General features: G+C 52.8%; 20 protein-coding genes and 1 other RNA gene. 14 read left to right on the forward strand and 7 right to left on the reverse strand.

Annotated features, from left to right (window positions below; translation table 11 throughout):
• The first annotated feature begins 65 nt into the window (after positions 1–65).
• The 3 genes from J7I43_RS23305 to J7I43_RS23315 all read left to right on the forward strand — a co-directional run bounded on the left by J7I43_RS23305 (position 66) and on the right by J7I43_RS23315 (position 5966).
• Positions 66–3929, forward strand: coding sequence for a Calx-beta domain-containing protein (locus J7I43_RS23305; RefSeq protein WP_209148404.1), 3864 nt, complete (start codon positions 66–68; stop codon positions 3927–3929).
• A 170-nt stretch (positions 3930–4099) separates the two neighbouring features.
• Positions 4100–4963: a PorP/SprF family type IX secretion system membrane protein gene (locus J7I43_RS23310; RefSeq protein ID WP_209148405.1), complete on the forward strand. Its 864-nt coding sequence runs from the start codon at positions 4100–4102 to the stop codon at positions 4961–4963.
• Between the two features lie 796 nt (positions 4964–5759).
• Positions 5760–5966 (forward strand): hypothetical protein, encoded by a 207-nt coding sequence (locus J7I43_RS23315; protein WP_209148406.1) that lies wholly within the window; start codon positions 5760–5762, stop codon positions 5964–5966.
• Here the strand turns inward: J7I43_RS23315 and J7I43_RS23320 are convergent.
• The 5 genes from J7I43_RS23320 to rplU form a co-directional block, all read right to left on the reverse strand.
• Positions 5945–6667: a PrsW family intramembrane metalloprotease gene (locus tag J7I43_RS23320; RefSeq protein ID WP_209148407.1), complete on the reverse strand. Its 723-nt coding sequence runs from the start codon at positions 6665–6667 to the stop codon at positions 5945–5947. The genes J7I43_RS23315 and J7I43_RS23320 overlap by 22 nt on opposite strands.
• Positions 6668–8350, reverse strand: a complete 1683-nt coding sequence (locus J7I43_RS23325; RefSeq protein WP_209148408.1) for a helix-hairpin-helix domain-containing protein — start codon at positions 8348–8350, stop codon at positions 6668–6670.
• A 78-nt stretch (positions 8351–8428) separates the two neighbouring features.
• Positions 8429–8791 (reverse strand): hypothetical protein, encoded by a 363-nt coding sequence (locus tag J7I43_RS23330; RefSeq protein ID WP_209148409.1) that lies wholly within the window; start codon positions 8789–8791, stop codon positions 8429–8431.
• A gap of 67 nt (positions 8792–8858) precedes the next feature.
• On the reverse strand, positions 8859–9137 hold the full coding sequence (gene rpmA, locus J7I43_RS23335) for a 50S ribosomal protein L27 (protein WP_120515559.1): 279 nt from the start codon (positions 9135–9137) through the stop codon (positions 8859–8861).
• Positions 9138–9166: 29 nt separating this feature from the next.
• Positions 9167–9523, reverse strand: a complete 357-nt coding sequence (gene rplU, locus J7I43_RS23340; RefSeq protein WP_209148410.1) for a 50S ribosomal protein L21 — start codon at positions 9521–9523, stop codon at positions 9167–9169.
• Positions 9524–9787: 264 nt separating this feature from the next.
• On the opposite strand from rplU, the gene J7I43_RS23345 reads away from it, so the two are divergent.
• The 4 genes from J7I43_RS23345 to ssrA all read left to right on the forward strand — a co-directional run bounded on the left by J7I43_RS23345 (position 9788) and on the right by ssrA (position 14349).
• Entirely contained in the window at positions 9788–11287 is a 1500-nt protein-coding gene (locus J7I43_RS23345; RefSeq protein WP_209148411.1) for a GH3 auxin-responsive promoter family protein, read from the forward strand.
• A 110-nt stretch (positions 11288–11397) separates the two neighbouring features.
• A complete protein-coding gene (locus J7I43_RS23350; protein ID WP_209148412.1) occupies positions 11398–12561 on the forward strand; it encodes a 1-deoxy-D-xylulose-5-phosphate reductoisomerase in 1164 nt (387 codons plus the stop codon).
• A 43-nt stretch (positions 12562–12604) separates the two neighbouring features.
• Complete coding sequence (rseP, locus tag J7I43_RS23355; protein WP_209148413.1) at positions 12605–13942, forward strand: RIP metalloprotease RseP; 1338 nt, start codon at positions 12605–12607, stop codon at positions 13940–13942.
• Positions 13943–13976: 34 nt separating this feature from the next.
• Positions 13977–14349: a transfer-messenger RNA gene (gene ssrA, locus J7I43_RS23360) on the forward strand.
• Positions 14350–14411: 62 nt separating this feature from the next.
• On the opposite strand, the gene J7I43_RS23365 is transcribed toward ssrA, so the two are convergent.
• Together J7I43_RS23365 and J7I43_RS23370 are read right to left on the reverse strand one after the other, a co-directional pair.
• Positions 14412–14753, reverse strand: coding sequence for a HopJ type III effector protein (locus J7I43_RS23365; protein WP_209148414.1), 342 nt, complete (start codon positions 14751–14753; stop codon positions 14412–14414).
• 19 nt (positions 14754–14772) lie between these two features.
• Positions 14773–16251: an aminotransferase-like domain-containing protein gene (locus J7I43_RS23370; RefSeq protein ID WP_209148415.1), complete on the reverse strand. Its 1479-nt coding sequence runs from the start codon at positions 16249–16251 to the stop codon at positions 14773–14775.
• Positions 16252–16326: 75 nt separating this feature from the next.
• Between J7I43_RS23370 and J7I43_RS23375 the strand changes: the two genes are divergently transcribed.
• The 7 genes from J7I43_RS23375 (at position 16327) to J7I43_RS23405 (ending at position 26006) form a co-directional block, all read left to right on the forward strand.
• The gene (locus J7I43_RS23375) at positions 16327–16971 is read left to right on the forward strand and encodes an FMN-dependent NADH-azoreductase (protein ID WP_209148416.1); all 645 of its coding nucleotides are present in this window, start codon (positions 16327–16329) and stop codon (positions 16969–16971) included.
• Positions 16968–17903 carry a DMT family transporter gene (locus J7I43_RS23380; RefSeq protein ID WP_209148417.1) on the forward strand — a complete coding sequence of 312 codons (936 nt, stop codon included), beginning with the start codon at positions 16968–16970 and terminating at the stop codon, positions 17901–17903. Before J7I43_RS23375 ends, J7I43_RS23380 begins: the two co-directional genes overlap by 4 nt.
• A complete protein-coding gene (locus tag J7I43_RS23385) occupies positions 17900–18334 on the forward strand; it encodes a carboxymuconolactone decarboxylase family protein (RefSeq protein ID WP_209148418.1) in 435 nt (144 codons plus the stop codon). Before J7I43_RS23380 ends, J7I43_RS23385 begins: the two co-directional genes overlap by 4 nt.
• Positions 18335–18645: 311 nt before the next feature.
• A complete protein-coding gene (locus J7I43_RS23390) occupies positions 18646–19245 on the forward strand; it encodes an RNA polymerase sigma factor (RefSeq protein ID WP_209148419.1) in 600 nt (199 codons plus the stop codon).
• Positions 19246–19341: 96 nt separating this feature from the next.
• Complete coding sequence (locus J7I43_RS23395) at positions 19342–20511, forward strand: FecR family protein (protein WP_209148420.1); 1170 nt, start codon at positions 19342–19344, stop codon at positions 20509–20511.
• A 352-nt stretch (positions 20512–20863) separates the two neighbouring features.
• Entirely contained in the window at positions 20864–24505 is a 3642-nt protein-coding gene (locus J7I43_RS23400) for a SusC/RagA family TonB-linked outer membrane protein (protein ID WP_209148421.1), read from the forward strand.
• 28 nt (positions 24506–24533) lie between these two features.
• Positions 24534–26006, forward strand: a complete 1473-nt coding sequence (locus J7I43_RS23405; RefSeq protein ID WP_209148422.1) for a RagB/SusD family nutrient uptake outer membrane protein — start codon at positions 24534–24536, stop codon at positions 26004–26006.
• Positions 26007–26008: the final 2 nt, after the last annotated feature.

A 26008-nucleotide genomic window follows, 5' to 3' on the forward strand; every position in this document is an offset into this window, starting at 1 on the left:
ATTTTGTCGATGTTGATTTTAAACCAGGAGATGATGATGTAATTGAAGCACTGGAACACCTGACATTGGTTCCATCCGCAAGCGGCTTCACCTTTAGCCAATCCGTAAGTTTCGATATTACCGACCAAGATCTTGCAGGTGCCAGCATCACCCTGTCCGCCGCACCTGCTTCCGTGGCGGAAGGCAGCAGCACCGTGATCACGGCCACATTGAATGGTGGTGTTACTGCTGTGAATAACCTGACCGTTACATTAAGTAAAAACGGCAGTTCAACTGCCGGTAACACCGAACATGGCGCGCCTGGCGTTATCACGATTCCCGCAGGCACTGCCACCGGCACGTTCACATTGACTACCAACACCGATCAATTAATAGAAACCAATGAAACAATAGTGATCGACGGCTCAAACGCACAAGGCATCGCCATTACCGGTACCACCGTAACTATTACCGATAATACCGGCCCGGTGAATATCACCCTGTCGCCCGCCACCGCCGCGGTTGCGGAAGGCGGCGTCGTGAAACTCAAAGCCAGCCTGCCGTCAGGCGTTACGTCCACACAAGACATCAACGTGAGCATCAGCAGGGCATCGGGCTCAACGGCCAGTCACCCGGCCGATGTGGGTTTCCCGTCTGCCATTACCATCGCGGCGGGAGAAACGGAAGAAGAATTTGATGTAACCGCCGTAGCCGATAATGTGATCGAATCCTCAGAACTGTTGAAACTCACCGCCACCGCCACTATCGCTGGCAACACGTCTACCGGCGCGGCTGATGTGACCATCACGGACGTTTCCGTGAAAACTATCACCGTAAGCGGCCCCGCAACAGTAACCGAAGGCAACCAGGCGGTATTCACCTTCAGCCTGCCCGCCGGCGTAACCACCGCCAGCCCGATCGTTATCCAATTAACGCAGGGCGCTGCAACACCGGCCGTAACTGCCGCGGACGTTGCAGGCGGCATACCGGCCACCGCCACCATCGCTGCCGGCGCAACTTCCGGCACACTCACGCTCGATATCAATACCGATGCTGTGATAGAGCCGGTGGAAAAACTGGAGCTGATCCCGTCTTCCGCAGGTTACACCATCAGCGGCAATATCCTGCTGGATGTGCAGGATGCGAATTCCGGAGGCGCCATTTCTTTCACCAGCAACAACGCCACCATCCGCGAAGGCAGCGGTACGGCCTCCATCACGGTGAGCCTGCCCGGCACGCTGACCGCTACCAGCGATATCGTGGTGGATATCGTGAAAGACGCATTGTCTGCCTCCGATAATACGGACCACAGCGCGCTGCCCGCATCGGTAACGATCACGGCCGGCCAGCACAGTGCCGCATTTAATATTACCGCACCGGCGGACAATATTCTCGAACAGCTGGAAACATTGCAGTTGGATGGTTCCGCACCAGGGTTCAGCGTGAACGGCGTCACTATCTCCATCGAAGATGCAACCAGCCTCGATGCGCAGAACACCGTGATCTCACTCGTGCACGACGGCGGCAGCATTGCGGAAGACGCCACGGGCGACTTTATGGTAAAACTGCCGGACGGCATCGTATCCAGCACGCCTATCACCGTTACGCTTTCTAAAACCGCCGCTTCTTCCACCGCCGCGGATACGGACCATACGCAGATACCGGTGAGCATCACCATTCCTGCAATGACCAACGCCAGCGCCGGGTTTGACATCTCGGCAGTGAAAGACGGCATCATCGAACCGGTGGAGACCATCCGTGTAGACGGTGCTGCGCCCGCAGGGTTTAGTTTCACCGGCGCGGATATCCAGATTACGGATATCACCGGTCTCGATCCCGCGAACAGGCAGATCTCCATCAGCATCGATTCAACCACCCTGCACGAAGGCAATAGCAGCAAAGTGATCCTGTCGCTGCCTGCCGGCATTACCACGGCGCTGCCCATCGCCATCAACCTGGCTGCGGACGCGGCTTTCAATGCGGATAACGCGGACTTCACCCTGCTGCCCGCCGCAGTGATCGCCAAAGACCAGCAGAAAGTGACGATTAATCTCACCGCGGTACAGGATAATCTCACTGAAGGCGATGAAGTGCTCCGGCTTACAGGCATCGCCGCCGGCTTCACCGTAACGTCTTCCGCGCAGGTGAACATCCCGGGCGACCCGGCGCCTGCCCTGAACGTAACCGTTGTAAAAACTGCCGATGCCGCAGAGCCAGCTACCAATGGCGCTTTCAGCATACAACTCACCGGCGCGGCCATCGCTCCGTACGACGTAACCGTGCAATATACCGTGAGCGGTACGGCCACTTCCGGCTCCGATTTCAACGCGCTTAGCGGCACGGCCATTATCAAAGCGGGTGCTTCATCAGTGGTGATACCGGTAACGGTTACAGACGATCATGTGATGGAAGGCGCTGAGACCATACAGATACAGCTGGCTTCCGGCAGCTTCCCATACTTCGGCAATACTGTAAACACTACGCTCGACGCGGTGAAAACCGCATCGCTGCAGATCGCTGACGACGAGATCAGTGCAGACCGCAGCATCCTGATCGGGAAGATCGCAGATGCCACCGAGCCGTCTGCCGCGGGCAGTGTGCGCGTGCGTTTCGCGAATACGCAGCTCACCGCCGCCGTACCGGTTACGGTTACCTACACGGTAAGCGGCACTGCAACGGCCGGAACGGATTATAACACATTGTCCGGCACCGTTACCATCCCCGCGGGCTCGAAAGAAGCAGTGATCAGCATCGCGCCGAAAGACGACATCCTGCTGGAAGGCACCGAAACCATCAACATACAGCTTACCGCGGCCAGCTCGGCCATGCCGGCCATCACCTGGCCTGTAGCCGCGCAGAACACAGCCAGCGTGAACCTGTACGACAATGACGTGATCACCGTAGAATTATTCACTTCCAGCGCCGCTGGCGAGGGCGGCGGTCTTACCGTGACGCTGAAAGCCTCACAGGCGCCGACTGCAAACATGCCGGTGAACATCAGTCTCCAACACGACGCGATCCGCGAAATAACCACCACTGTGCCGCAATCCGGCGGGAACCTAACGGTCACCATCCCGGCAGGCGAAACCGAAGTGAGCTTTATCCTGAACCTGGTAGATAACGATACGAACGACGACGACGGTTTCGTGAACCTCACGATCCAGCCGCATACCGGGGCGGGACAGCCTTACGGCAAAGGCTCCAGCGGCAATACGTCAACCGCCGTCACAGACAACGATGCGCTGGAGATCAGCTTCAGCAAAGACACGGCAAAAGTGCAGGAAGGCAACACCGGTATCGAGATCATGCCGTTCAAAATCGTGCTGAGCCGCCAGAGCACCAGGACCATTGTACTGGAATATGAATTTGCCGACGCGTTCGAAGGAGCGGGCGCGGATAAAGACCCGCAGCGCGCGAGGGCAGGGGAAGACTTCCAGGATCACATCAAACAGATCGTGATACCCGCGCTCACCAGCGAAGCCGAAATAGAAGTTCCGGTAACCGGAGATATTGTGCACGAATCGGATGAATATTTCGCGCTTAGGCTGAAAGCCGCCACCGTGGCTTCCGGTCAGCAACCGCCAGTACTGGGCGCGCAACGGACTGCTATCGGCGCCATTCTCAACGACGATGCGAAACCCGATTTCGAGATCAGGGTCCACAAAGGAATATCGCCGAACGGAGATGGCAAAAACGATGTGCTGATCATTGAAAACCTTGAAAAATATGCCCGGAACGAGATCGTGATCGTGAACCGCTGGGGTGGAACGGTGTTCTCCACCAGCAATTACCACAACCAGTCCAACAACTTCAACGGCCAGGCCAACAAAGGCAGCGGCGGCGGCAAGTTGCTGCCGGACGGCTCCTATTTCTATGTGCTGCACGTGTGGGACAACAATGGTAACATGACGCGGTACACCGGGTACGTCGTATTAAAATCTGCCCAATAATTAAAAATATTACTATGAAACCGAGCATGATGAATTTTAATATGCGGGGTGATGAACGGGGAGGTTCCATCCGTCCATTGAAATGCGGAGCATTCAAATGTGATCGAAGTAAAAGACATTTTGTATGGAAGAGCCTCAGAAGGCTGTTCATAGCCGGGTTTATCAGCGGTATGGCGCAACAGGCCGAAGCGCAGCAGCATCCTATGTATGCGCAGTACTTATACAACGGCATGGTCATCAACCCGGGTTACCCTTCGATGGACGAGTTCAGCAGCGCCACCGTAGTGGCCCGGAACCAGTGGGTGGGCATGGACGGCGCGCCCAAAACGGCCACGTTCTCCTTTTATTCGCCCATTAAAGCCACCAGTACCAGCGTGGGGTTTATGGCGATGAAAGACGAGATCACGATCTATTCGCAGACCGGGTATTATTTTAATATTTCGCAGAAAGTAAAGCTCGACGATAAGCTGTATCTGGCCATGGGCCTGAAAGGCGGCATGGAGCAGTTTAAGGAGAACAACGAGCACCTGGGCACGGACGATCCCGTTTTCGCGGCGAACCAGACCTATTGGAAAACCGATATCGGTTTTGGTTTCGTGTTGTACAACGAGAAGTTTTTTGTTGGCTTTTCCGCGCCTTCGTTCCATAATTTTGACATCGGCGGTTCTGTTAATAAAGTGGAATTCAAACGGCATATGTACCTCCACGGCGCATACCTGGCGAATATCAATAAAATCCTGAAATTCAGGCCGGGGGTGGTTTTGCGCCAGGTTGGGGGAGCGGGCGTGCAGGCGGACCTGAACGCGACGTTGATTTTAAAGGACATATTGTGGATGGGCGCCACATGGAGAACGGAAAAATCGGCCAGCGCCATGGTGCAGATACAGGCGACGAAGAATTTCTCCTTCGGTTATTCCTATGATTTTGCATCGGCCACCCATCTGAAAGGCATGCAGAGCGGGAGCCACGAACTGATGCTGAATTACCGGTTTTCGCTGCTGAAAGGCAAAACACTGACGCCCAGATTACTTTAATATAGTTATTTACATATTATAAAAACAATTATCCGGGTCCCAGAATCCGGTTTTTGTTTTTGTACGTAAATACTCTCGTAATAGGATATACGATGAAAAACCTTCCCCTCATATCAGCAATCTTTCAGCATAAAGAAATTTAGTTAATTGTTAGTTATCCTAACGTGAAATATTTGTTTGTTCGTTTTTTTCGTATAGATTTGGTTTAACGTTGATACTGGCAGAGGGCCACCATTAAGTTCTTTCAAACAAGATCATTAACTTTTTCACCATAAAATATTTGCAAGGTGTCGAACCTGCTCAAGAATTTGTCTTAAGCTAAATTGGAGAAAAAATCGAGCCTGATGGTCGTGTCGGGCTCTCTTTTTTACTTTCGGCATCTTGTTTGAATTGATTTTAAAGAGTCTATTTATTAGGGAATAAGGGATTTTTGTCTTAAGCTAAATTGGAGAAAACGAGCCTGATTGTCTTATCGGGCTCTTTCTTTTTAAAAATCAATCACTTCTGTTCGTCTTTTTTACACCCCGTTTCTTGTTAACCGGATATGCTTCCTGATATTAGTATTCCTAACAGAATAATATTTTTTTTGTAGCTTTGAAACCGGAATTCCCGGCTTGTGCGCATGATCAAAACCGACATTTATCATTCGATATATACCTCTTTATCCACTTTGCATTACTAGTTAATTTGGAGGATGGGCCTGATTTTCGAGTCGGGCTCTTTTTTTTGCCCCGACTTCAGCGCACGCTTTTCCCCTAAAATTTGTAGATTTAAGTAACGTAAAGTATCAGGAATTATGTTCGACCAGGAAATATGGCTCACATTGCTGTTTATGCTGCATATCTGGATAGTGGTGCGGTTCGTTGTGCAGCATACTTTCAAGCAGGGCGGCAACCGCCGGCCATATCATCTGAAATGGCTGATGCTCGTGTTTTTTCTCCCCTTCGTAGGGTATGGCCTTTACCTTTGGCTCACCCGCAATTATTCCTCTCCTTCCCGCTGACGGCCGTATTGGTCGCGCCACCGCGCTGAAAGCTCCCGGTGCTGCCGTACCGCTTTGACAGACAGCCGTATGCCGATGAAAAGGCAGAACAATGAAGCCATTATCAGGAAAAGACTGTTGCCGATAAAAAGGAAAAAGTCGAAAGCGCCATGGAATGCCGTGGCCCAAAAAAGCCCTGTGAACAATAATGTGCCGCGATGTTGGGGGATGAACTTCGCCAGCCCGGCGTAATATCCCATCAGGATGGCGAAAGCGGCATGCGCCGGCACGGAAATGAACATTCTCACCCACCCGGTGCCGATGCCGTACTGCATCACATAACTGATATTCTCCGCCGTTGCAAAACCCATCCCGATCATCACGGAATATACGATGCCGTCGAAAGGCTCGTCGAATGCGGGTTTGCGGAATGCATAATACCGCAGCACGAGGAATTTCCCCAGTTCTTCGCTGAGCCCCACGACGCCGAACGCAAAGATCGCTTTGTTCAGCACGCCGGGCACCGTGGCCGTCCATCCAAAGGATGCCGCCGCTATCTGGAAAGTCAAAGGCAGGATCACTGAAAACACGCCCAGGAGGAAACAACGTATCAACAGCCGCACCGGCTCACGGTCGTGCCCGTCGAGCATGTAGATCAGCAAGGAAATAGCGATGCCCGGGGCTACGGCAATGGCCAGTGCGTGCAATAGTTGCGGCGACATTTATAATCCTTTTTTGAGTTTGCGTGTTTCCAGGAAAGCTTCCAGTTCCGCGCGGCTGAAACTGCTGAGGTTCCGTTCTTTGGTCAGGCCGCCTTTTTGCGCGGCGAGCGTGCCGTAATGAATGTCTTTATATCCTTCAATCGCATGCGCATCCGGATCGATGGAGATCATCGCGCCTTTTTCGAGCGCGTAGGGGATCCATTCCCAGTCGATGTCCAGCCGGCGCGGGTGTGCATTGAGTTCTATCACTACATCGTTCGCCGCACAGGCTTCCGCTATTATTTTATGATCTACGGGGTAACCGTTGCGGCTGAGCAGCAGGCGGCCCGTCATGTGACCGAGAATGGTGGTGTAAGGATTGGAGATGGCTTTGAGCAAACGCGCCATGGCTTTATCTTCCGGCATTTTGAGATTGGTATGCACGGAAGCGATCACCAGGTCGAAAGTTTTCAGCACTTCATCGGGATAGTCGAGGCTGCCGTCGTTGAGAATGTCCGCTTCGATGCTTTTGAAAATGCGGAAGGGGGCGAGTTGTTTATTGAGCTCTTCTATCTGCTGGTGCTGTGCAACGATGCGTTCCACATGCAGGCCGTTCGCATAAAAGGCCGAACGGGAGTGATCGCTGATCACGAGGTATTCAAAACCCTGGTCCCTGGCAGCTTTCGCCATGTCTTCCAAACTGGCTACCCCGTCGCTCCATTGGCTGTGGGAGTGGATGATGCCTTTAATGTCCGTTGCCTGGATAAGCGCGGGCAAAGCGCCGTTTGCCGCGGACTGAACGATGGCTGCGGTTTCGCGCAGGGCGGGCGGTATAAACGCGATGCCGGCGTTGGCGAAGATATCTTCTTCCGTGGTTTCCTCGCCGCCGGACGATCGGCCGGTATGGGCGAAAAATGCGTCGAGGAAGGTTTCGGTACCGGTGGTGGTGAACAGTTTGGTTGCGAAATGGTCCGCTTCCACGCCGTAAACCTTTATTTTGATGTGCTCTTTGTAATGCAGCAGCACGGCATCGTCTGTATTATCGAGGCGTTCGAAGCCTTCGACCGATTTGAATTTTTCAGCCACTTGGTCTATCGCCATCCCGATCACGAACTCAAGCTCGTCGATGATGGGCTGTTGCCGCCTGAAAGCGCCGGTAACGGCTACTTTTGCGGGAGCGAAGAGGCGGGAGAGGAGCGTGGTGAGCTCACCGGCAAATTTTTCCACTTCGGCATAAAGGAACCTTTCGCGGTTGGACAGGAAAAATTCGATGGCCTGGCGGATGCTTTCCTGTGTTTTTTGCCCGAATCCCTTGAGCAGGGTGAGACGGTTTTCGTTGCAGGCGTAGAGAAGCTCGCCGAGCGTTTCTATTGCGAGTTCTTTCCAGATGGTGGCGATCTTTTTGGGCCCGATGCCTTTGATGCGCATCATATCGAGGATGCCGGCGGGCGTTTTGCCGAGGTATTCTTCCAGCAGGCCGAACTGCCCGGTTTCGAGCATTTCTATGACGCATTTGCCGGTGGATTCGCCGATGCCTTTGATACGGAAGATGCCGTCGCGCGGGGTATCCTGGAGGGGAACGGTGAGTTTTTCTATCTGGAAGGCCGCATTGGCGAACGATTTGGCTTTGAAGGGATTATCGCCGTGGATATCCATCAGTTTGGCCAGCAGGGAGAGGTTATCGGAGATGATGTAATTGTCCATAGAGGCCCTAAGTTAGGCAAAAAAAAAGAACCTCGATTTGCATCGAGGTTCTTTATGCTACAGTTTGTAATTCCGATCTTACATGGCCGGAGCTGCAGGTGCAGAAGGAGCAGCTTTTTTCTTGGGAGCGGCTTTCTTCTTAGGTGCAGCTTTCTTAGCCGCGGCTTTCTTTTTAGGAGCAGCTTTCTTAGCGGCAGCTTTTTTAGGAGCGGCTTTCTTAGCAGCAGCTTTCTTTTTAGGAGCGGCTTTTTTAGCAGCGGCTTTCTTTTTAGGAGCAGCTTTCTTAGCAGCAGCTTTCTTTTTAGGAGCGGCTTTTTTAGCAGCAGCTTTTTTAGGAGCGGCTTTTTTAGCAGCGGCTTTCTTTTTAGGAGCGGCTTTCTTAGCAGCAGCTTTCTTTTTAGGAGCAGCTTTTTTAGCAGCCGCTTTCTTAATTGTTGCCATTGTTTTTTGAATTTTGGGTTAGTAATTAAAATTGGGTATTAAAAAAACTTTATGGCAAACACTGCTTTTAGGCTTCTGCCTGGGCAGTGGTGTCAAATGATTTTACGGAAACGAAAGTTCTGTTCTCGCGACCTTTCCGGAACTCCACAACACCATCTGTGAGAGCGTAGATGGTAAAATCTTTACCGATGCCTACGTTAGAACCTGCGTGATATACGGTGCCCCTCTGGCGGATAATGATGTTACCAGCCACTGCCACCTGACCGCCGAAGATTTTTACACCAAGCCTTTTGCTTTGTGAGTCGCGGCCGTTCTTAACACTACCTTCACCTTTTTTATGTGCCATTGTATTGTTACTTTATAACTTTATTAATATTAAGCGATTTCGTTGATCCTGATCTTGGTAAAATGGGTACGGTGACCTACTTTCTTCCTGAAACCTTTTCTGCGTTTCATTTTGAAAGCAATCACCTTATCACCCTGAACATGGCTCAGGATCTCGGCCTTGATCACTGATTTTACATCAGTACCTACGGTAACTTTACCGTCGTTGTCGGTCAGCAAAACTTCTGCAAATTCTACTTTATCTCCAACATTACCAGCCAATTGGTGTACGAAGATCTCCTGATCTTTCTGTACTTTGAATTGCTGACCTGCGATTTTTACAACTGCGAACATAATATTCCAAAAATAATTTCCTGCAAAGGTATTACTTTGTTTTTTAATCAACAAAGATTTTATACATTTTTACAGGAATCAAGGCCCCGCTGACAGGGCACTGTATTGAAAAATAGCTTTTTACATATCAAAGATACGGAGTTTTTACAATTTTAGTTTTTTTTAACAATTGTTTAGCAACCCATTTCTGCCGCTATTTTACCCGTTCCCCCGTTTTTTGCCCGCTAATGCCCGCCAGTGGCCCGTTCTAAAAAGGCCCAAAGTTGTGCACAATTTTTATACATTTGTTTTTTACGTTGATCATTAAAATATCGGGGCATGAAGTTTAAATCACTGCTGGCCAAACCATTTGCTTCCATCATAGCCGGTAAGGTGAAGAAGGAAATGCTGAGGGCGGTGGAAGATCAGGAGGCTATCCTCCAGGATCTGCTTAAGACGGGCAAAAAAACGGAATTCGGGAAAGAACATAAATTCGACGGCATCAGCTCCTATGAAAACTTTAAACAGGCAGTGCCCATCCGCGATTACGAGCAATTTAAACCGTATATCGAAAAAATAAAGGAAGGAAAACACAACATCCTCTGGAAGGGCCAGCCCATCTACTTTGCCAAAACCTCCGGCACTACCAGCGGAGTAAAATATATTCCCATCACCAAAGAATCGGTGGACCATCACTTCAACACTTCCCGCAACGCGGTGTTCTGCAACGTGACGGAACTGGGCGACGCCAGCGCTTTCGACGGCAAGCTGATCTTCCTCTCCGGCTCGCCCGAGCTGGAAAGGGTAGGCGGCATCCCCACCGGGCGCCTCAGCGGTATCGCCAATCACCAGATCCCGCGGTATCTCCGCACGAATCAATTGCCCAGCTATGAGACAAACTGTATCGAAGACTGGGAAACCAAGCTGGGCAAGATCGTAGACGAAACCATCGGGCAGGATATGCGCCTCATCAGCGGCATTCCGCCCTGGATGCAGATGTACTTCGACAGCCTTATAGCCCGCAGCGGCAAGCCGGTAGGGGAGCTGTTCCCCAATTTCAACCTGCTCGTGCACGGCGGTGTGAATTTCGAGCCGTACAAAGCCAAACTGTTCGATTCCATCGGCCGGAAAGTTCCTGCTATCGAGACTTTTCCCGCTTCGGAAGGGTTTTTTGCGTACCAGGACAGCCAGCAGCACGAAGGCCTGCTGCTTAACACCAACGCCGGTATTTTCTTTGAATTTGTTCCCGCCGGCGAGATATTCTCCGAAAACCCGACCCGCATCACCCTTAAAGACGTGGAGCCGGGCGTGAACTACGCGCTCATCGTGAGCACCAACGCGGGTTTATGGGCTTACAACATCGGCGATACCGTGAAGTTCGTGAGCACCAATCCTTACCGCATCGTGGTGACCGGCCGCACCAAACATTTTATTTCCGCCTTCGGCGAGCATGTGATCGGCGAGGAAGTGGAGCAAAGCCTGATGGGCGTGGCCTCGGGCAACAACGTGCGCATCACCGAGTTCACCGTGGCGCCGCGCATACAGGTGAACGGGGAATTGCCGTACCATGAATGGTTCGTGGAGTTTGAGGACGTGCCGGGCAACCTGGAGGGTTTTGCCCTGGAGGTAGACCATGTGCTGCGCAAAAAGAACATTTATTACGACGATCTGTTAACCGGTAATATATTGCAGCCTCTGAAGATAAGGCCCGTGCGCAAGAACGGGTTTATCGACTATATGAAGTCCATCGGCAAGCTCGGTGGCCAGAACAAGGTGCCGCGCCTGAGCAACGACCGCAAGATCGCGGAAGAAATGGAAAAATACCTGCAAGCGCGCTGATACGGTCCAGGAAAGGCTTAGCCTCCCGCCAGCCGCGGGAAGGCAGGCGTTCGCACGCACAATAGATAAAAACCTTTAAATTTAAGCGCAGGAAACAGTCCTGTTTGATCATGAGTAAAAAACGCATAGGAATTTTCGGCTCCACAGGGTCCGTCGGCCGCCAGGCGCTCGACGTTATCGCCGCACACCCGGATAAGTTTGAAGTGGAAGTGCTCACCGCGCAGCAGAACGCCGCCCTGCTCATCGAGCAGGCCGTTCAGTTCAAACCCAACGCGGTGGTGATCGGCGACGAAACGAAATACACCGAAGTAAAGGACGTACTGTTCGATAAAGGCATCAAGGTATTTGCCGGCGCCGCCGCCATGGTGGAAGTGGCCGCGTGGGACAGCATCGACCTGGTGCTGGCGTCCATTGTAGGTTTCGCCGGCCTGGCGCCCACGCTCAGCGCGCTGGAGCAGGGCACGCCGGTAGCGCTGGCCAACAAGGAAACCCTGGTAGTGGCAGGCGATATCGTGATGGCGACCGCGCGCAGGAAAAACGTGCCCATCATCCCGGTGGATTCGGAGCATTCCGCCATTTTCCAATGCCTGCTGGGAGAGCCGCCAGGCAAGGTGGACAAAGTGATACTCACCGCATCCGGCGGGCCTTTCCTCGGGAAAAAGACCAATTTCCTGATCAATGTAAAAAAAGACCACGCGCTGCAGCATCCTAACTGGAGCATGGGCGCCAAGATCAGCATCGATTCCGCCACCCTGATGAACAAAGGGCTGGAAATGATCGAGGCCAAATGGCTGTTCGGCCTGGATGCGGAGCAGATCGAAGTGGTGATACACCCGCAGTCTATCATCCATTCCATGGTACAGTTCACGGACGGATCGCTGAAAGCCCAGATGGGCCTGCCGGATATGAAACTGCCCATCCAGTATGCAATGGGTTACCCGGACCGTTTGTCCAACGATTTCCCGCGTTTTTCTTTCAAGAATTACCCCTCCCTTACTTTTGAGCAGCCCGATACGAAAACATTCCGTAACCTTGCCATCGCCACAGAAGTATTGAAGAAAGGGGGGAATGCGGCCTGCGTCATGAACGCAGCGAACGAGGAAGTGGTGCTGGCGTTCCTGAAAAACAGGATCGGGTTCCTGCAGATGACGGAAGTGATCGAAGAAACCCTGGCGAAGATCCCCTTCGTGGAAAAGCCGACTTTACAGCATTATTACCAGGCAGATGCCGCTGCCCGCGAACATGCCGCAGAATTGATACATAGTCTCACCTGATTCATTTACCTTCGCAAACTAAGAGTATACATCCAAGCAATACATGGAAACATCGGAAATATTAATCAAAGCAGGCCAGTTGATTTTGTCGCTGTCGATCCTGGTGGTCCTGCATGAAATGGGGCATTTTATCCCGGCCAAACTGTTCAAGACGAAAGTGGAGAAGTTCTATCTTTTCTTCGATCCCTGGTTTTCCCTTTTTAAGTTCAAAAAAGGCGATACGGAATACGGCGTGGGCTGGCTGCCCCTGGGCGGTTATGTGAAGATTTCCGGTATGATCGACGAGAGCATGGACAAGGAGCAGCTGAACAAGCCGCCGCAGCCCTGGGAGTTCCGTTCCAAACCGGCCTGGCAGCGCCTGATCATCATGATCGGCGGGGTAACGGTGAACCTGATCCTTGGGTTTTTTATCTATTCCATGATCCTCTGGCAGTGGGGAGACGATTACCTGCCTATCCGCAACGCCAAATACGGTATTTATGCGGATTCGCTCGCCCAAAGCATCGGTCTTCGCGATGGCGATCACATCATTGCGGTGGATAGCGTTAAAAAGGAAAAGTTTGAAGAAATCACGGGAGACGTGATCCTGAATCAGGCCAAAACCATCCAGATAGAACGCGACGGCCGGGAAATGAGCATTACGATCCCGCAGGGATTCGTCAATAAAACCATCAACAAAAAAGCGCCCATTGCCCTGCCGAGGATGCTTTCGATATTGGATACCGTGTTCCCGAAAGGGAACGCCTACAAATCCGGCATCCGCAACGGCGATCGTGTATTGAGTGTGAACGATACAGCCGTGACCTACTTTATGGACATGGCGAAAATGATCAAACGGCAGGCAGGCAAACCGGTGAAACTCACCATCCTGCGCGGCGCCGACACATTGACGTTTAATCCGCTGGTATCGCCGAAAGACAATCTTATGCTCGGTTACAGCATCAACAAACAGCTGGACGTAGTGCATGTGAGTTATACTTTCGGCGAAGCGATTCCCGCCGGGTTCAAAAAAGCGATATCGACCCTTGTAAAATACGTACAGCAGCTGCGCCTGATCTTTGTTTCTCCTGAAGTAAAAGCAAGCGAATCGCTGGGCGGCTTCATGAGCATCGGGAGCCTGTTCCCTTCCGTTTGGGACTGGCAGAGTTTCTGGGAACTGACAGCATTGCTGAGCATTATTTTGGCATTCATGAACATCCTGCCGATCCCCGCGCTGGACGGCGGCCACGTACTGTTCCTCATTTATGAAATGATCACCGGCCGCAAGCCCGGCGAGAAGTTCATGGAATACGCGCAGATCGTGGGGATGGTGATATTGTTCGGTTTACTGCTGTATGCGAACGGGCTGGATGTATGGCGTTGGATCACCTCCAAATTCTGATGAAAATTCCGTATCTTTGCGGGGCAGATAAACTGGGGCCGACCGGTTTTGACAGCATAGGTCTTTGAAAGTGTAAGCATGCCGTGCGTTGGATAATTAGCACGTAAATCTGAATACCCAAACACTAATTGGCGAATCTAACTACGCCATGGCTGCCTAATTAAATTAGGTACCCATTATAGCCGCTTGAGCTTGTCGCCCTATGCGACTCTTGCCGCCGAATCAAAACCACATTGGGATAGGTACACATGGTTTCTGTGAGTGTGTAATGAAAATCTAAACGGATACGAACGAGGTTGGTTTGTTCTGCCCCTGCCGAGTTCCGACAACCCAATGCAGAAATAAGCATGTAGAAAGCTTTTGGAGGATATGTTTGGACGCGGGTTCGACTCCCGCCGGTTCCACTTCAAAGATAAAAGGCTATAAATCAATAGATCTATAGCCTTTTTTTATTTCAAATAACTAAACCCTACTTCGCCCTCAACGCCTCCCCTTCAAACATGATCCCCGGCCAGCCGTGCTGCATAAACTGCCGGATATTCTGATGGTCCGTGGCATAGGGATGGTCCAGCACGGATTGATAATGTTCCGCAAATAAATACAGCGTGTTTTCCTTGTCAAGGTTATTTAATTGAGCAAAAGCGAACACTTTCGCGCTGCCCTGGTTCTGGGCCGCTTCGTTGTATGTCCCGCCATTTTTAAAGGCCGTCGGCTGATGCTGGTAATAGCTTTCTATAAACGTGATCACATCTTTGAACTGGATCGAATTATTCTTCAATTGTTGCAGCAATGCCGTTATTTGTTCTTTCATGCAGCTTGTCGTTTAGCGGTCAAAAATAGAAATTCTCATTTAATACGCTCTTCAAAATCCCCAATGCTTCCACTATTTCTTTTTCATCCAGCGAAGCGAAGCCCATCCTGAGCCCGTTGACGGAAAAAGATTCGTTCCTGTAGAAGATCCCGTCGTCGATATTCAATCCTTTTTTTGCGGCTTCGCGCGACATTTTGACCAGGTCTATCTTTGGATGGAAGCGCGCCCACACGGCAAGTCCTCCTTCAGGCACGTCGAAAATGATTTCCTTTTTGAAGTCAGTCCGGAGTATTTCACAAAACTGGTCGCGGCGCTGCCGGTAAATTTTCAGCGACTTCCGGGAATACCGGTCCATCTCGCCGTTATTGTACATCACCGCAAACGCTTCTTCCATCACCGTGTCTCCCTGTTTGTCGATCAGTTCCCGCAAAGCGGCCGCGGCATCGACAAATTTCGGCGGCCCAAGCATAAAACCGATCCGCAGCGCGGGCGCAAAGGTTTTCGTGACGGAGCCAAGATAAATCACGCTCTGGTTATGATCGATGCTGGCCAATGGTAGGTAAGGCTTGTTATCGTAATGAAAGTCATAATCATAATCGTCTTCGATGATCGCAAAACGATATTCCTTTGCAAGGCCCAGCAGTTTCAGCCGCCGCTCCATGCTCATCGTAACGGTGGTTGGGCAATGATGATGCGGAATGATGTACACCGCTTTTATCTTCTTTTTCTTCAATACTTTTTCAAGATGGTCCACGTCCATGCCCTTGCCGTCTACGGGAATCCGCAGGAGATTTGCCCCGGCATGCCGGAAAGTATCGTCCGCCAGCGCGTAGTTCGACGTGCCTACCGCGATATGGTCCCTCGGCTGCAGCAGCAGTTGCGACGCCAGGTAAATGCCCATCTGGCTGCCTTTTGTGATCAGGATATTTTCCGCTGGAATGGCTACGCCGCGCGTTTGCGAAAGCGAACTGCGGATCGCGGAGCGCAAATGTTCCGAACCTTTGGAACTTCCATATTTCAGAAAATTTTTGCCATACGATTTCCGGGAAATACTCCGGTATTCCCGCATCAGTTCGTCCACCGGCGTAAGGCGCACGTCGGGGAAACCATCGTCGATAGCGAGCTTCGTTTTCTGGAGATTTTTGCTGGGAAGGGCATTTTCGAAACGGTTGGTCCAGGTGAAAGCGTCCTGTCCCCGGGTGTTTGTATTGTTTTCCGGCAGCTTTTTCCTGGCGATCACCGGCAGCCCCGGCAATACGAACACACCTTTCCGCTCCACGGATTCCGCCCAGCCCTGGCTGACCAACTCTTCATAAGCCAGTTTCACGGTGTTCCTGTTAATACCGATCAGTTCCGCCAGGATGCGCGACCCCGGCAGCACGTCCGAGGGCTGCAGCGTACCGTTCGTGATCAGCGCGATAAAACCGTTGCAAACCTGGATGTGAAGCGCCACGGCGGCGTTGCGGTCTACCCGGATCAATGATTTGTATGGAAGCATCTGGGCTGTAGTTTTTGTTGAATCTGGTCTGTAAATGTAGCCCAGCACCGCCATACTTTTGTATAAAATAGCAGGATGAAAAAAGTATTGGTCATTAATACGAGCGCAAGAACGGCCGGGTCCAAAAGCAGGAAACTGACGGAAATGTTCACTGAATCCTGGGAACGCACGCACGACCGCCCGGAGATCCGTTTCCGTGAGCTGGGCACGGGCGATGTGCCTCACATCAGCGGCGAATGGCTGACTGCGGCGTTTAAACCGGCGGCGGCCAGGTCTGAAGAAGAAAACGGGCTGCTGGCAAGGAGTGATATTTATATCTCCGAACTGCGGGAAGCAGATGTGATCGTGCTGGGCGCGCCCATGTACAACTGGTCTGTTCCCAGTACGCTCAAGGCCTGGCTGGACCATGTGATGAGGATCAATGAAACGTTCAGGGCAGATCCCGCCCGGGCGCCGCATCCTTATATCGGGCTGCTGAAGAATAAAACACTGATCCTTTTATTGACGAGGGGCAACGACGGGTACGAAAAAGGAGAGCACAGCGAACATATGAATTTCCAGAGTACTTACCTGGAAACGGTATTCAATATTATGGGCATCACCGACATCCATACGATCGCCGTTAACGGCGCTTCGCTGGGCGCGGAGATGCTGGAGAGTTCCATAGATAGGGCTCGTCAGGCAATAAACAGGCTCGTGAAGGGAGAATTGATCTTATGAAAAATTCAGTGATCAAAGGAAGCTTGTTTATTGCGCTGGGAGCCGCCAGTTACGGCATGCTGGCCACATTCGTGAAGATGGCCTACCGGGAAGGGTTCAGTACGGGGGAAGTGACGTTGTCGCAATACATGCTGGGCGTAACGGGGCTGTTTATCTTAACCCTGTTCCGGAAAAGGCAGCCCCCATCGGGCGTACAAACCGGGAGGATCAAAAGCGCCGGAAAGCTGATCGTGGCGGGAACTTCCCTGGGGCTTACCAGTATCGCGTATTACAAGGCGGTGCAGTACATCCCGGTGAGCGTGGCGATCGTGCTACTGATGCAAACGGTTTGGATGGGCGTAATCCTGGAAATGATGTTGCATAAAAAAAAGCCGGGATGGCAAAAGATCATGTCGGTTTTTATCGCGCTTGCCGGCACCGTGCTGGCCGCGGGCCTGCCGGGGCGATCCGTAAGTATGAACTGGACGGGTATTGGCTGGGGAATGCTGGCGGCAGTGTGTTACACAGCAACGATGTATTCTTCCAACAACGTTCAGTTGCAGATGCCGCCGCTGAAAAGAAGCCTTTATATGATTCTCGGGGGACTGATCATCATTGCCTGTATTTTTCATTCGTCGCTGTACGGTTTTTCCTGGCGGATATTTCTCAGCTGGGGCTTGGTACTGTCGCTTTTCGGAACAGTGCTGCCGCCGCTGTTGTTCACCATGGGTATGCCGCTCACAGGCATCGGTCCGGGCGCTATTATCTCGGCCATCGAAATACCGGTTACCGTAATGATGGCAAGCATACTCTTACACGAGCCGGTAAGCCCGCTGCAATGGGCCGGCGTTGTGCTGGTACTGTTTGCGGTAGTGATGATGAACGTGGGCGGGAAGACACGCATGAAACAGGAAAAGCATTTTCATAAACTTCAAAATCATAATGATCAATGACAACACGCATTAGAATCGACGCGGTTGAACCGGCGGGATACAAAGCTATTCTTGGATTGGAAAAATTCATCGAAAGCACGCCGCTCACCCGGACGCATAAAGACCTGATCAAGATCAGGGCATCGCAGGTGAACGGCTGCGCATTTTGTATCGATATGCATACCAGGGAAGCGCGCAGGGCGGGCGAAACGGAACAGCGCATTTATGCGCTCAACGCCTGGCGCGATGCGCCGTTCTTTTCGGAGGAAGAGCGGTCCATCCTGGCATTGACCGAAGAAGTGACGCTGATCGGCGGTCATGTATCGGACGAAACTTATGCGCAGGCCGCCGGATTGCTGGAAGAAACTTATCTCGCACAGGTGATCCTCGCGATCATCACAATTAATGCATGGAACAGGATTGGCATCACTACCAAACTGGTTCCGGCCTGAAGCTGAAACGACTGGTATGCCGTTTACGTAGGTTAAGCAGTAGCTGGCACGTCGTATTAGTTTGGTTTGAAAGGAGGCTTTTTAGCCTCCTTTTTTTGTGCCGCCTTAACGGGCCCATCGCGGCCATAACCGGCCCGGAACTTTCTCATGCCGCTTGTCGCAGCGATTGACCTTTGTTTTCGGCACGAGAGGCAGATAACCGTTCGCGATCATCCGGAAGACCCATAGGAACGGGCTTTCCCCCGAAAATACCTTTTTTATGCCGCGTCAGCGCTTTTTTTCTTTTATTTGTATCAAACAACCAAATCTATTTGCCGACGAGCCTACCATATGAAGGAACGAGTGAAGTGCAGCTGATTGCAGAGGGCAACGAAAAGGCGTTTTTTGAGTTTTATAACCATCATGCCGGGCTTCTCCGGCCTTTCCTGGTCAGGTATACCCGCTCCGAAACAGACGTGGAGGACATTATCCAGGAAACTTTCATAAAAATATGGCTTCACCGCGACCAGCTGCCGCAGATCGAAAACCTCCGCGCCTGGATCGTCCGCATCGCCACCCGCGTGTACCTCGACCATGTAGACCGCGAGCTGCGCAGCCGCAACCGTAAGGAATCGTTCAGCCGCGACTGGTATGGTGCGGGGGAAGTGGTTTCCGAAGAGCGCACCCGGCTGCTGGAGATCCGCAAAAATATCCTTCATGCGCTGGACGGGCTTTCCGAACTACGGAAAAAGATCTTCCGCCTCAACCGTGAACTGGGAATGAAACCCGCCCAAATCGCCGAATTGCTCGATATGCCCGTCGGTACCGTTAAAAACCAGCTCTCCGCCGCCCTCCGGCAGGTACGCGACCAATTGGCCGCCTCCGGTTACGGACCGCTGATAGCCCTGTGGCTTATTTCCCGCTTTTTTTAAAAAAATCCTCTTTTTGCCGTGACGTTTTTTTCCCGGCGCCGTCTATCGATATAGAGGCGCATTATAATGCCTGTACGTCAACCAATAATTTCACTCATGGATCAGCAACGGATCGATCATTTATTGAAACAATACGCCGCAGGCGAACTAACGGAAGAAGAACAGCAGGAGCTGGAAGCGCTGCTCGCGCAACCGGGACAAAAGGAGCTGGAAGAGCGCATCGCCGCGATAATGGGAGAGGAAGGCAGCCCGTCATACACCGTCAGCGAAGAAAGGTCAAACGCTACTTTCGGCCGCATCCTGTCGGCAGACAAACCTTTGCGCAGGAAAGTAAAACCGGTTCGCCGCTGGCTGGCGGCGGCAGCGGCGGTTTTGCTCGTCGTGTCCGCGGGAGGTTATTTCCTGCTGAACCGCAGCCGGCAGCCCGTTGAAACGGCGCAATCGCAACCGCTGAAGCCGGAGAAAGCGCCCGGCCGCAATACGGCCATCCTGTACCTGGCAGACAGTTCGGCGGTGGAACTGGACAGTCTCGGCAACGGCATTCTCGCCGCGCAGGGCGGCACGCGTGTGATGATGGCCAACGGGCAATTGTCGTACCTGCCGCAGCCCGGCGGAAGCCCGCAAAAGCCGGCGTTTAACCGCATCGTTACGCCCAGGGGGGGAGAGTTCACCATCGTGTTGCCGGACGGCACGCGCGTATGGCTCAACGCGGCTTCTTCGCTCATTTTCCCGACCGCGTTCAGCGGCGCCAAAAGGGAAGTGGAACTGACGGGCGAAGCGTACATGCAGGTGGCGGAAGACAAAGCGCATCCTTTCGAGGTGAAGATCCGGGAGGTGAATATTTCCGTGCTGGGCACACAGTTTAATATCATGGGGTACGAAGATGAATCGGGCATTGTGACCACGCTGGTATCCGGCTCAGTGCGCGTAACGGCCCCGGGCAACGACGCGCGGCTGCTGACGCCCGGTCAGCACGCGGTGGTGGACAGATCTGGCGCGCTGCGCATCGAAAAAGCCGACGTTGCGGAAGAAACCGCCTGGAAAAACGGCCGCATTTACTTCGAGCGGGCGAATATCCGGCAGATCATGCGCCAGGTGTCCCGCTGGTACGATATAGACATCGAATATCGCGGCAATGTCGCCGATATGGATTTCACCTGTACCGTTTCGCGCAGGGATAAATTGTCGAAACTGCTGGCCCTGCTGGAAATGACGGGGGCAGTCCATTTTACGATGGAAGGGAATACCATCGTGGTTCAACCATAAATCGGGGTTCAACCCGTCACCCGCGGCGGAAGGTGCGCGGAGAAAAAAGTTGCCGGCGGGAAGCCGGTACGATCGTCGTTCAATCAAACCAAATCTAATATTCAACCAAAAGAGACACTTATGCAGGTAACAACAAGATGATAAGCAGCCGCCCCCGACGGGGCGACTTATTTGGTCCGGGTATAAAAAAAGGCCGATGATGTTGACGCATCACCGGCCGGAGTATCGGATCGAACATTCGCAATTGACATTCCGCAAACATTAAATCCAACAATGCTAAAGTATGAAAATTACTGCTTTTGGGAGCGTCCCACCTATGCGCGGCCGGTTTCCCGCCAAAAGTTTATTAATTATGAGACTCATTTTTTTGTTGACGGTTGTAGCCACCCTTGAGAGCAGCGCTTCGGGCTGGGCGCAGACTGTTACGCTCAGCGTCAGGAATGCGCCGCTGGAAAAGGTGTTCCTCGAAATGAGACGGCAAACGGGCCGGCAGTTCGTGTTCAACTCGCAAATGCTGGACAGGGCCGCCAGGGTAACGCTTTCCGTCAAAAACGCACCGCTGGAGCAGGCGCTGAAGCTATCCCTCGCCGGGCAGCCGCTCACGTACGCCATCGTAGACAGCAGCGTAGTCATTAAACCGGCTCCCGTTACGGCGATCGCCGCGACACCGGACGCGAACGCCGCCATCGGCGTTACGGGCGTGGTGAAAAGCAAAGACGGTACGCCGCTGGCCGGCGTGTCTATCCTCGTGAAAGGCACCAACCTCGGCACGGTTACCGACGGCAACGGCCGCTTCGAACTGAAGAATGTCGCCGAAAACTCGGTATTGCTGTTCCGCTTCATCGGTTTCGCCGTAAAAGAAATAAAACTCTCGAACGCTTCCGCCAACCTTAACGTTGTGCTCGAAGAATCGGAAAATAAGATGTCGGAAGTAGTAGTGACCGGTTACCAGAACGTAGACCGGAAACTGTTCACCGGCGCGAGTTCCAAAGTAAGCGCCAAAGACGCGGAGCGCAACGGCGTGCCTGATATTTCGCGTATGCTGGAAGGCCAGGTGGCCGGCGTATCCGTTCAGAACGTATCCGGCACTTTCGGCGCGGCGCCCAAGATCCGCATTCGCGGCGCCACTTCGCTTTCCGGGGAAAACAAACCGTTGTGGGTGGTAGACGGCATCATCCTGGAAGACGTGGTGAACATTTCCAACGAAGCCCTTTCCACCGGCGACGCCAATACGCTGATCGGTTCTTCCGTGGCGGGGCTCAACCCGGACGATATCGAATCGTTCAACATCCTGAAAGATGCGGCAGCCACGGCCATGTACGGCGCCCGCGCCATGAACGGCGTGATCGTGGTGACCACCAAACGCGGCCGCAACACTGAAGGCAAACCGCAGGTGAATTACACCGGCACCTTCACCACTTACCTCAAACCCACCTACGACCAGTTCGATATCATGAACTCTGCCGACCAGCTGTCTGTACTGCTGGAGCTGGAAAACAAAGGCTGGTATAATCACAGCAGCGTATCGCGCGGCGCCTACGGCGGCATCTTTTACAAGATGTACAACCAGATGTACGAATACGATGCCGTAACCGATACGTATACGCTGAAAAACACAACGGACGACCGTTTGAAGTTCCTCGAAAGGTATGCGAAAGCCAACACGGACTGGTTCGACCTGCTGTTCCGCAATTCGCTGCTGCAGGAACATTCCCTCAGCGTCAACTCCGGTTCCGCCAATTCGCAGACTTACTTTTCCACTTCGATGATGAAAGATAACGGAATGACGCTTGGCGACAACGTGACCCGCTACACCGCGAAGTTCCGCAACAACTTCCGCCTCAGCGAAAAACTCCGCGCCGAAGTATTGGTGAACGGCTCCGTGCGCGACCAGCGAACACCCGGCACGCTCACCCGCAATTCAGATCCCGTGTACGGCGTTTATTCCCGCGATTTCGACATCAACCCGTATTCCTATGCGCTGAACACCAGCCGCCTGATGACCCCTTACGATGCAGACGGCAACGAGGAATATTTCGTGCGGAACTATGCGCCCTTCAACATCATTAACGAACTGAACACGAACTACCTGACCCTGAAAGGCATTGACCTGCAGGTGCAGGGCGGCATCAAATACAAGATCATTCCGCAGCTGGAATATTCTGTGGACGGGGCTTACCGCTATGCCAACACCACCCGCGAGCATTACGTGCTGGAAGGTTCCAACATGGCCGAAGCTTTCCGCGCGGATTACGACGCCACCATTGCCGCGGGCAATATCAATCTTTACACAGACCCGGACGATATCAATTCCCTGCCGGTAGTGGTGCTGCCCGACGGCGGTTTTTACAACACCACCATTAACTCGCTGAAGAATTTCTATTTCCGCCAGAACCTTGAATACGACAACACTTTCAACAAAGTGCACCGTTTCAATTTTTTCGGATCGATGGAATTGCGCGGCACCGACCGTAAAAACTCCGCGTATGAAGGCATCGGCTACCAGTATGCGAACGGCGGACTGGTGAACCCCAATTACCGTTATTTCAAAAAAATGATCGAAGGCGGCGATCCGTATTTTATGATGAACTACGGGGCTGAACGTTTCGCGGCATTCATGGGCCGCGCGGCATATGCTTTCGGCGAAAAATACAGCGTGAACGCCACCGCCCGGTACGACGGCTCCAACAAAATGGGCAAATCCAAAGTAGCGCGCTGGCTGCCCACCTGGAACGTGTCCGGCGCATGGCACCTGGACAATGAACCGTTTTACGGGGAAGGCATCAAAAAAGTGCTGTCCGGCGCCACGCTGCGCGGTACCTACGGCATGACGGCCAGCATCGGCGATGCGCGCAACTCTTCCGCCGTGTTCTACAACCGCGTGACCTACCGCCCTTACGAAAACGAAAAAGAATCCGGCGTTTTCCTGAGCGGCCTCGAAAACTCAGAACTGACCTGGGAAAAAATGTACGAACTGAACATCGGCGCCAACCTCGCATTGTTCAACAAGATCGATCTCACCATCGACTGGTATCGTCGCAATTCCTTCGATCTCATCGGCAGTCTCAATACCTCCGGCATCGGCGGCCAGTTTGTAAAAACGGCCAACTATGCGGACATGAAAGCGAGCGGCCTCGAATTTACCATCGCCGGCAACCCCGTTGCGTCCCGCGGTTTCCGATGGAGAACACAGTTCAACATCGCGATGAACAAAAACGAGATCACCAATCTGGATATCAACCCGAGCATCTGGACCAACGCCCGCGCGGAAGGCGGCATGCGCACCGGTTTCGCGCAACGCGGCCTGTATTCCATTCCCTTCGCCGGCCTCGACCCTGAATACGGTTACCCGACCTATAAAACGCTCGACGACAAAAGCCCGGTTACCACCACTTACGTTCGTTTGCAGGACGAAGACAAAAATTACCTGGTATATCACGGCCCTACCGACCCGACGCTTACCGGCGGTTTTTACAACAGCTTTTCCTATAAAAATTTTTCGCTCTCCACGCTGCTGACCTTTGCGGCCGGCAACTGGATCCGTTTGCAGCCTTCTTTCGCCGCCTCGTATTCGGACATGTACACATTGTCTAACCGGATGAACGACCGCTGGCTGCAGTCAGGCGACGAAAAACGCACCAATATCCCGTCGCTGCTGGGCGTGTACCATGTCGTGAACGGCGTGACGAATGGCTCCACCGGCGCGGTAGTGGACGGTGTATACCCTTACAACGCCTACAACTATTCCACCGAAGCCGTCGCCAAAGGCGATTTTATACGCCTGAAAAGGGTCGCGCTGGATTACACGCTGCCCGCCCGCCTGATCTCGCGCATCGGCCTCCGCAGCGCGCAGCTGTCGCTGGTAGGGAACAACATCGCGCTGCTGTACTCCGACAAAAAACTGTATGGCGCCGATCCTGAGTTCTTCAACAACGGCGGCGTTGCGATGCCGATCCCCAAACAATATACGCTGGCCGTAAAAGTGGGGCTCTAAACTGAAACCATTAAACCGACAACAAACCATGAAAAATAAGATCATATACGGCCTGTTACTGCTGGGAACGATCGTGGCGCCTTCGTGCAGCAAATACCTGGAGGTAACTCCCGATAACCGGGCCGAAATCAATACCGTGGAGAAAGTGGCAGGGCTGCTGGTGTCTGCCTACCCGGACAGGCATTACCTGTTCGCGGAATCCGCATCCGACAATGCGGAAGACCGTACCCGCGCGTTATCAAGCAACCAGTCGCAGCCCTACGTGGACCTTTACATGTGGAGAGACCCCGAAGGCTCGGGCAACAGTACACCCGCGGAATACTGGAATGCCTGTTATTCAGCCATTGCGGCGGCCAATCATGCGCTGCAGGCCATCGAGGAGAACAATCTCGGCAACCAGGCGAAGCCGTTCAAAGGAGAAGCGCTTATCGCGCGGGCTTATTGCCATCATATGCTGGTAACGCTTTTTGCGCAGGCGTACGAGATCGGCGGGGCAAACAGCGGGATGGGCGTGCCGTACGTAATGGAACCGGAAACCGTAGTGTCTAAACAATACGACCGCGGCACCGTTGCCAGCGTGTACGCGCAGATCGAAAAAGACCTGACGGAGGGCCTGGCATTGCTGGCCGGCGGCAGCTGGCAGGTGCCGAAGTATCACTTCACCCCGCAGGCGGCGCATGCGTTCGCGGCGCGTTTTTACCTGTTCAAAGGCGATTGGGACAAAGTGATCGAACACGCATCGGCCATTTTCCCGGAGAATAATTTCTACGACAATATCCGCCAGTATGCCGGCAACCTGTACAACCTCACGTCCGACGAGCACCGCCAGGATTACACCAAAGCCGAAAGGCCCTTCAACCTCCTGCTCGCCAACACCTATTCCGTGTATCACCGCAGCAGTGGCGCGGGAGCGAACCGTTACGGTTTCGGGGAACAGGTGAAAAATCACTACGCAGGCACTACCGTGTTCGGCGCCGTGTTCCGCACCAGGCTGTTCAGCTGGGGCGCGCCCAATTACAACCCGGGCAAGTTCAACGAATATTTCCATTACACCAACGTGGCGCAGGGCATCGGTTACCCGTACATCATGATGCCGCTTTTCACGGCAGACGAAGCGCTGATGAACCGCGCCGAAGCATATATCCAGAAACAGAATTACACCCTGGCGATCAACGACCTCAACGATTTCGCCCGTTCGCGCATCGTGAATTTCTCCGCCGCCACACACGGGCTCACCATGGAGAAAGCAAAAACTTTCACCGGCAGGGCGGACGATAAGGAAGCAATGCTGGAAGCGCTGCTGGATTCGAAAAAACGCGCGTTCATATGGGAAGGTATCCGCTGGATGGACATTCTCCGTCACAAGCTGACCGTAAAACATAACCATATAGACGACAGCGGAACCGAAACGTTCACCGAACTGAAACCCGGCGACAACCGCAGGATGTTCCAGCTGCCGCAGGAAGTAAAACTTTCAGGTGTACCCTTAAATCCCAGATAATC

This window comes from Chitinophaga chungangae, from assembly GCF_017742215.1.
GTDB lineage: Bacteria > Bacteroidota > Bacteroidia > Chitinophagales > Chitinophagaceae > Chitinophaga > Chitinophaga chungangae.

Excerpts from the sequence above, each read along its gene's own strand:
- J7I43_RS23310 (WP_209148405.1), top strand. The coding sequence starts at position 4,100 with ATGGCGCAACAGGCCGAAGCGCAGCAGCATCCTATGTATGCGCAGTAC.
- J7I43_RS23315 (WP_209148406.1), top strand. The coding sequence starts at position 5,760 with ATGTTCGACCAGGAAATATGGCTCACATTGCTGTTTATGCTGCATATC.
- J7I43_RS23320 (WP_209148407.1), bottom strand. The coding sequence starts at position 6,667 with ATGTCGCCGCAACTATTGCACGCACTGGCCATTGCCGTAGCCCCGGGC.
- J7I43_RS23325 (WP_209148408.1), bottom strand. The coding sequence starts at position 8,350 with ATGGACAATTACATCATCTCCGATAACCTCTCCCTGCTGGCCAAACTG.
- J7I43_RS23330 (WP_209148409.1), bottom strand. The coding sequence starts at position 8,791 with ATGGCAACAATTAAGAAAGCGGCTGCTAAAAAAGCTGCTCCTAAAAAG.
- rpmA (WP_120515559.1), bottom strand. The coding sequence starts at position 9,137 with ATGGCACATAAAAAAGGTGAAGGTAGTGTTAAGAACGGCCGCGACTCA.
- J7I43_RS23345 (WP_209148411.1), top strand. The coding sequence starts at position 9,788 with ATGAAGTTTAAATCACTGCTGGCCAAACCATTTGCTTCCATCATAGCC.
- J7I43_RS23350 (WP_209148412.1), top strand. The coding sequence starts at position 11,398 with ATGAGTAAAAAACGCATAGGAATTTTCGGCTCCACAGGGTCCGTCGGC.
- rseP (WP_209148413.1), top strand. The coding sequence starts at position 12,605 with ATGGAAACATCGGAAATATTAATCAAAGCAGGCCAGTTGATTTTGTCG.
- J7I43_RS23365 (WP_209148414.1), bottom strand. The coding sequence starts at position 14,753 with ATGAAAGAACAAATAACGGCATTGCTGCAACAATTGAAGAATAATTCG.
- J7I43_RS23370 (WP_209148415.1), bottom strand. The coding sequence starts at position 16,251 with ATGCTTCCATACAAATCATTGATCCGGGTAGACCGCAACGCCGCCGTG.
- J7I43_RS23375 (WP_209148416.1), top strand. The coding sequence starts at position 16,327 with ATGAAAAAAGTATTGGTCATTAATACGAGCGCAAGAACGGCCGGGTCC.
- J7I43_RS23380 (WP_209148417.1), top strand. The coding sequence starts at position 16,968 with ATGAAAAATTCAGTGATCAAAGGAAGCTTGTTTATTGCGCTGGGAGCC.
- J7I43_RS23385 (WP_209148418.1), top strand. The coding sequence starts at position 17,900 with ATGACAACACGCATTAGAATCGACGCGGTTGAACCGGCGGGATACAAA.
- J7I43_RS23395 (WP_209148420.1), top strand. The coding sequence starts at position 19,342 with ATGGATCAGCAACGGATCGATCATTTATTGAAACAATACGCCGCAGGC.
- J7I43_RS23400 (WP_209148421.1), top strand. The coding sequence starts at position 20,864 with ATGAGACTCATTTTTTTGTTGACGGTTGTAGCCACCCTTGAGAGCAGC.
- J7I43_RS23405 (WP_209148422.1), top strand. The coding sequence starts at position 24,534 with ATGAAAAATAAGATCATATACGGCCTGTTACTGCTGGGAACGATCGTG.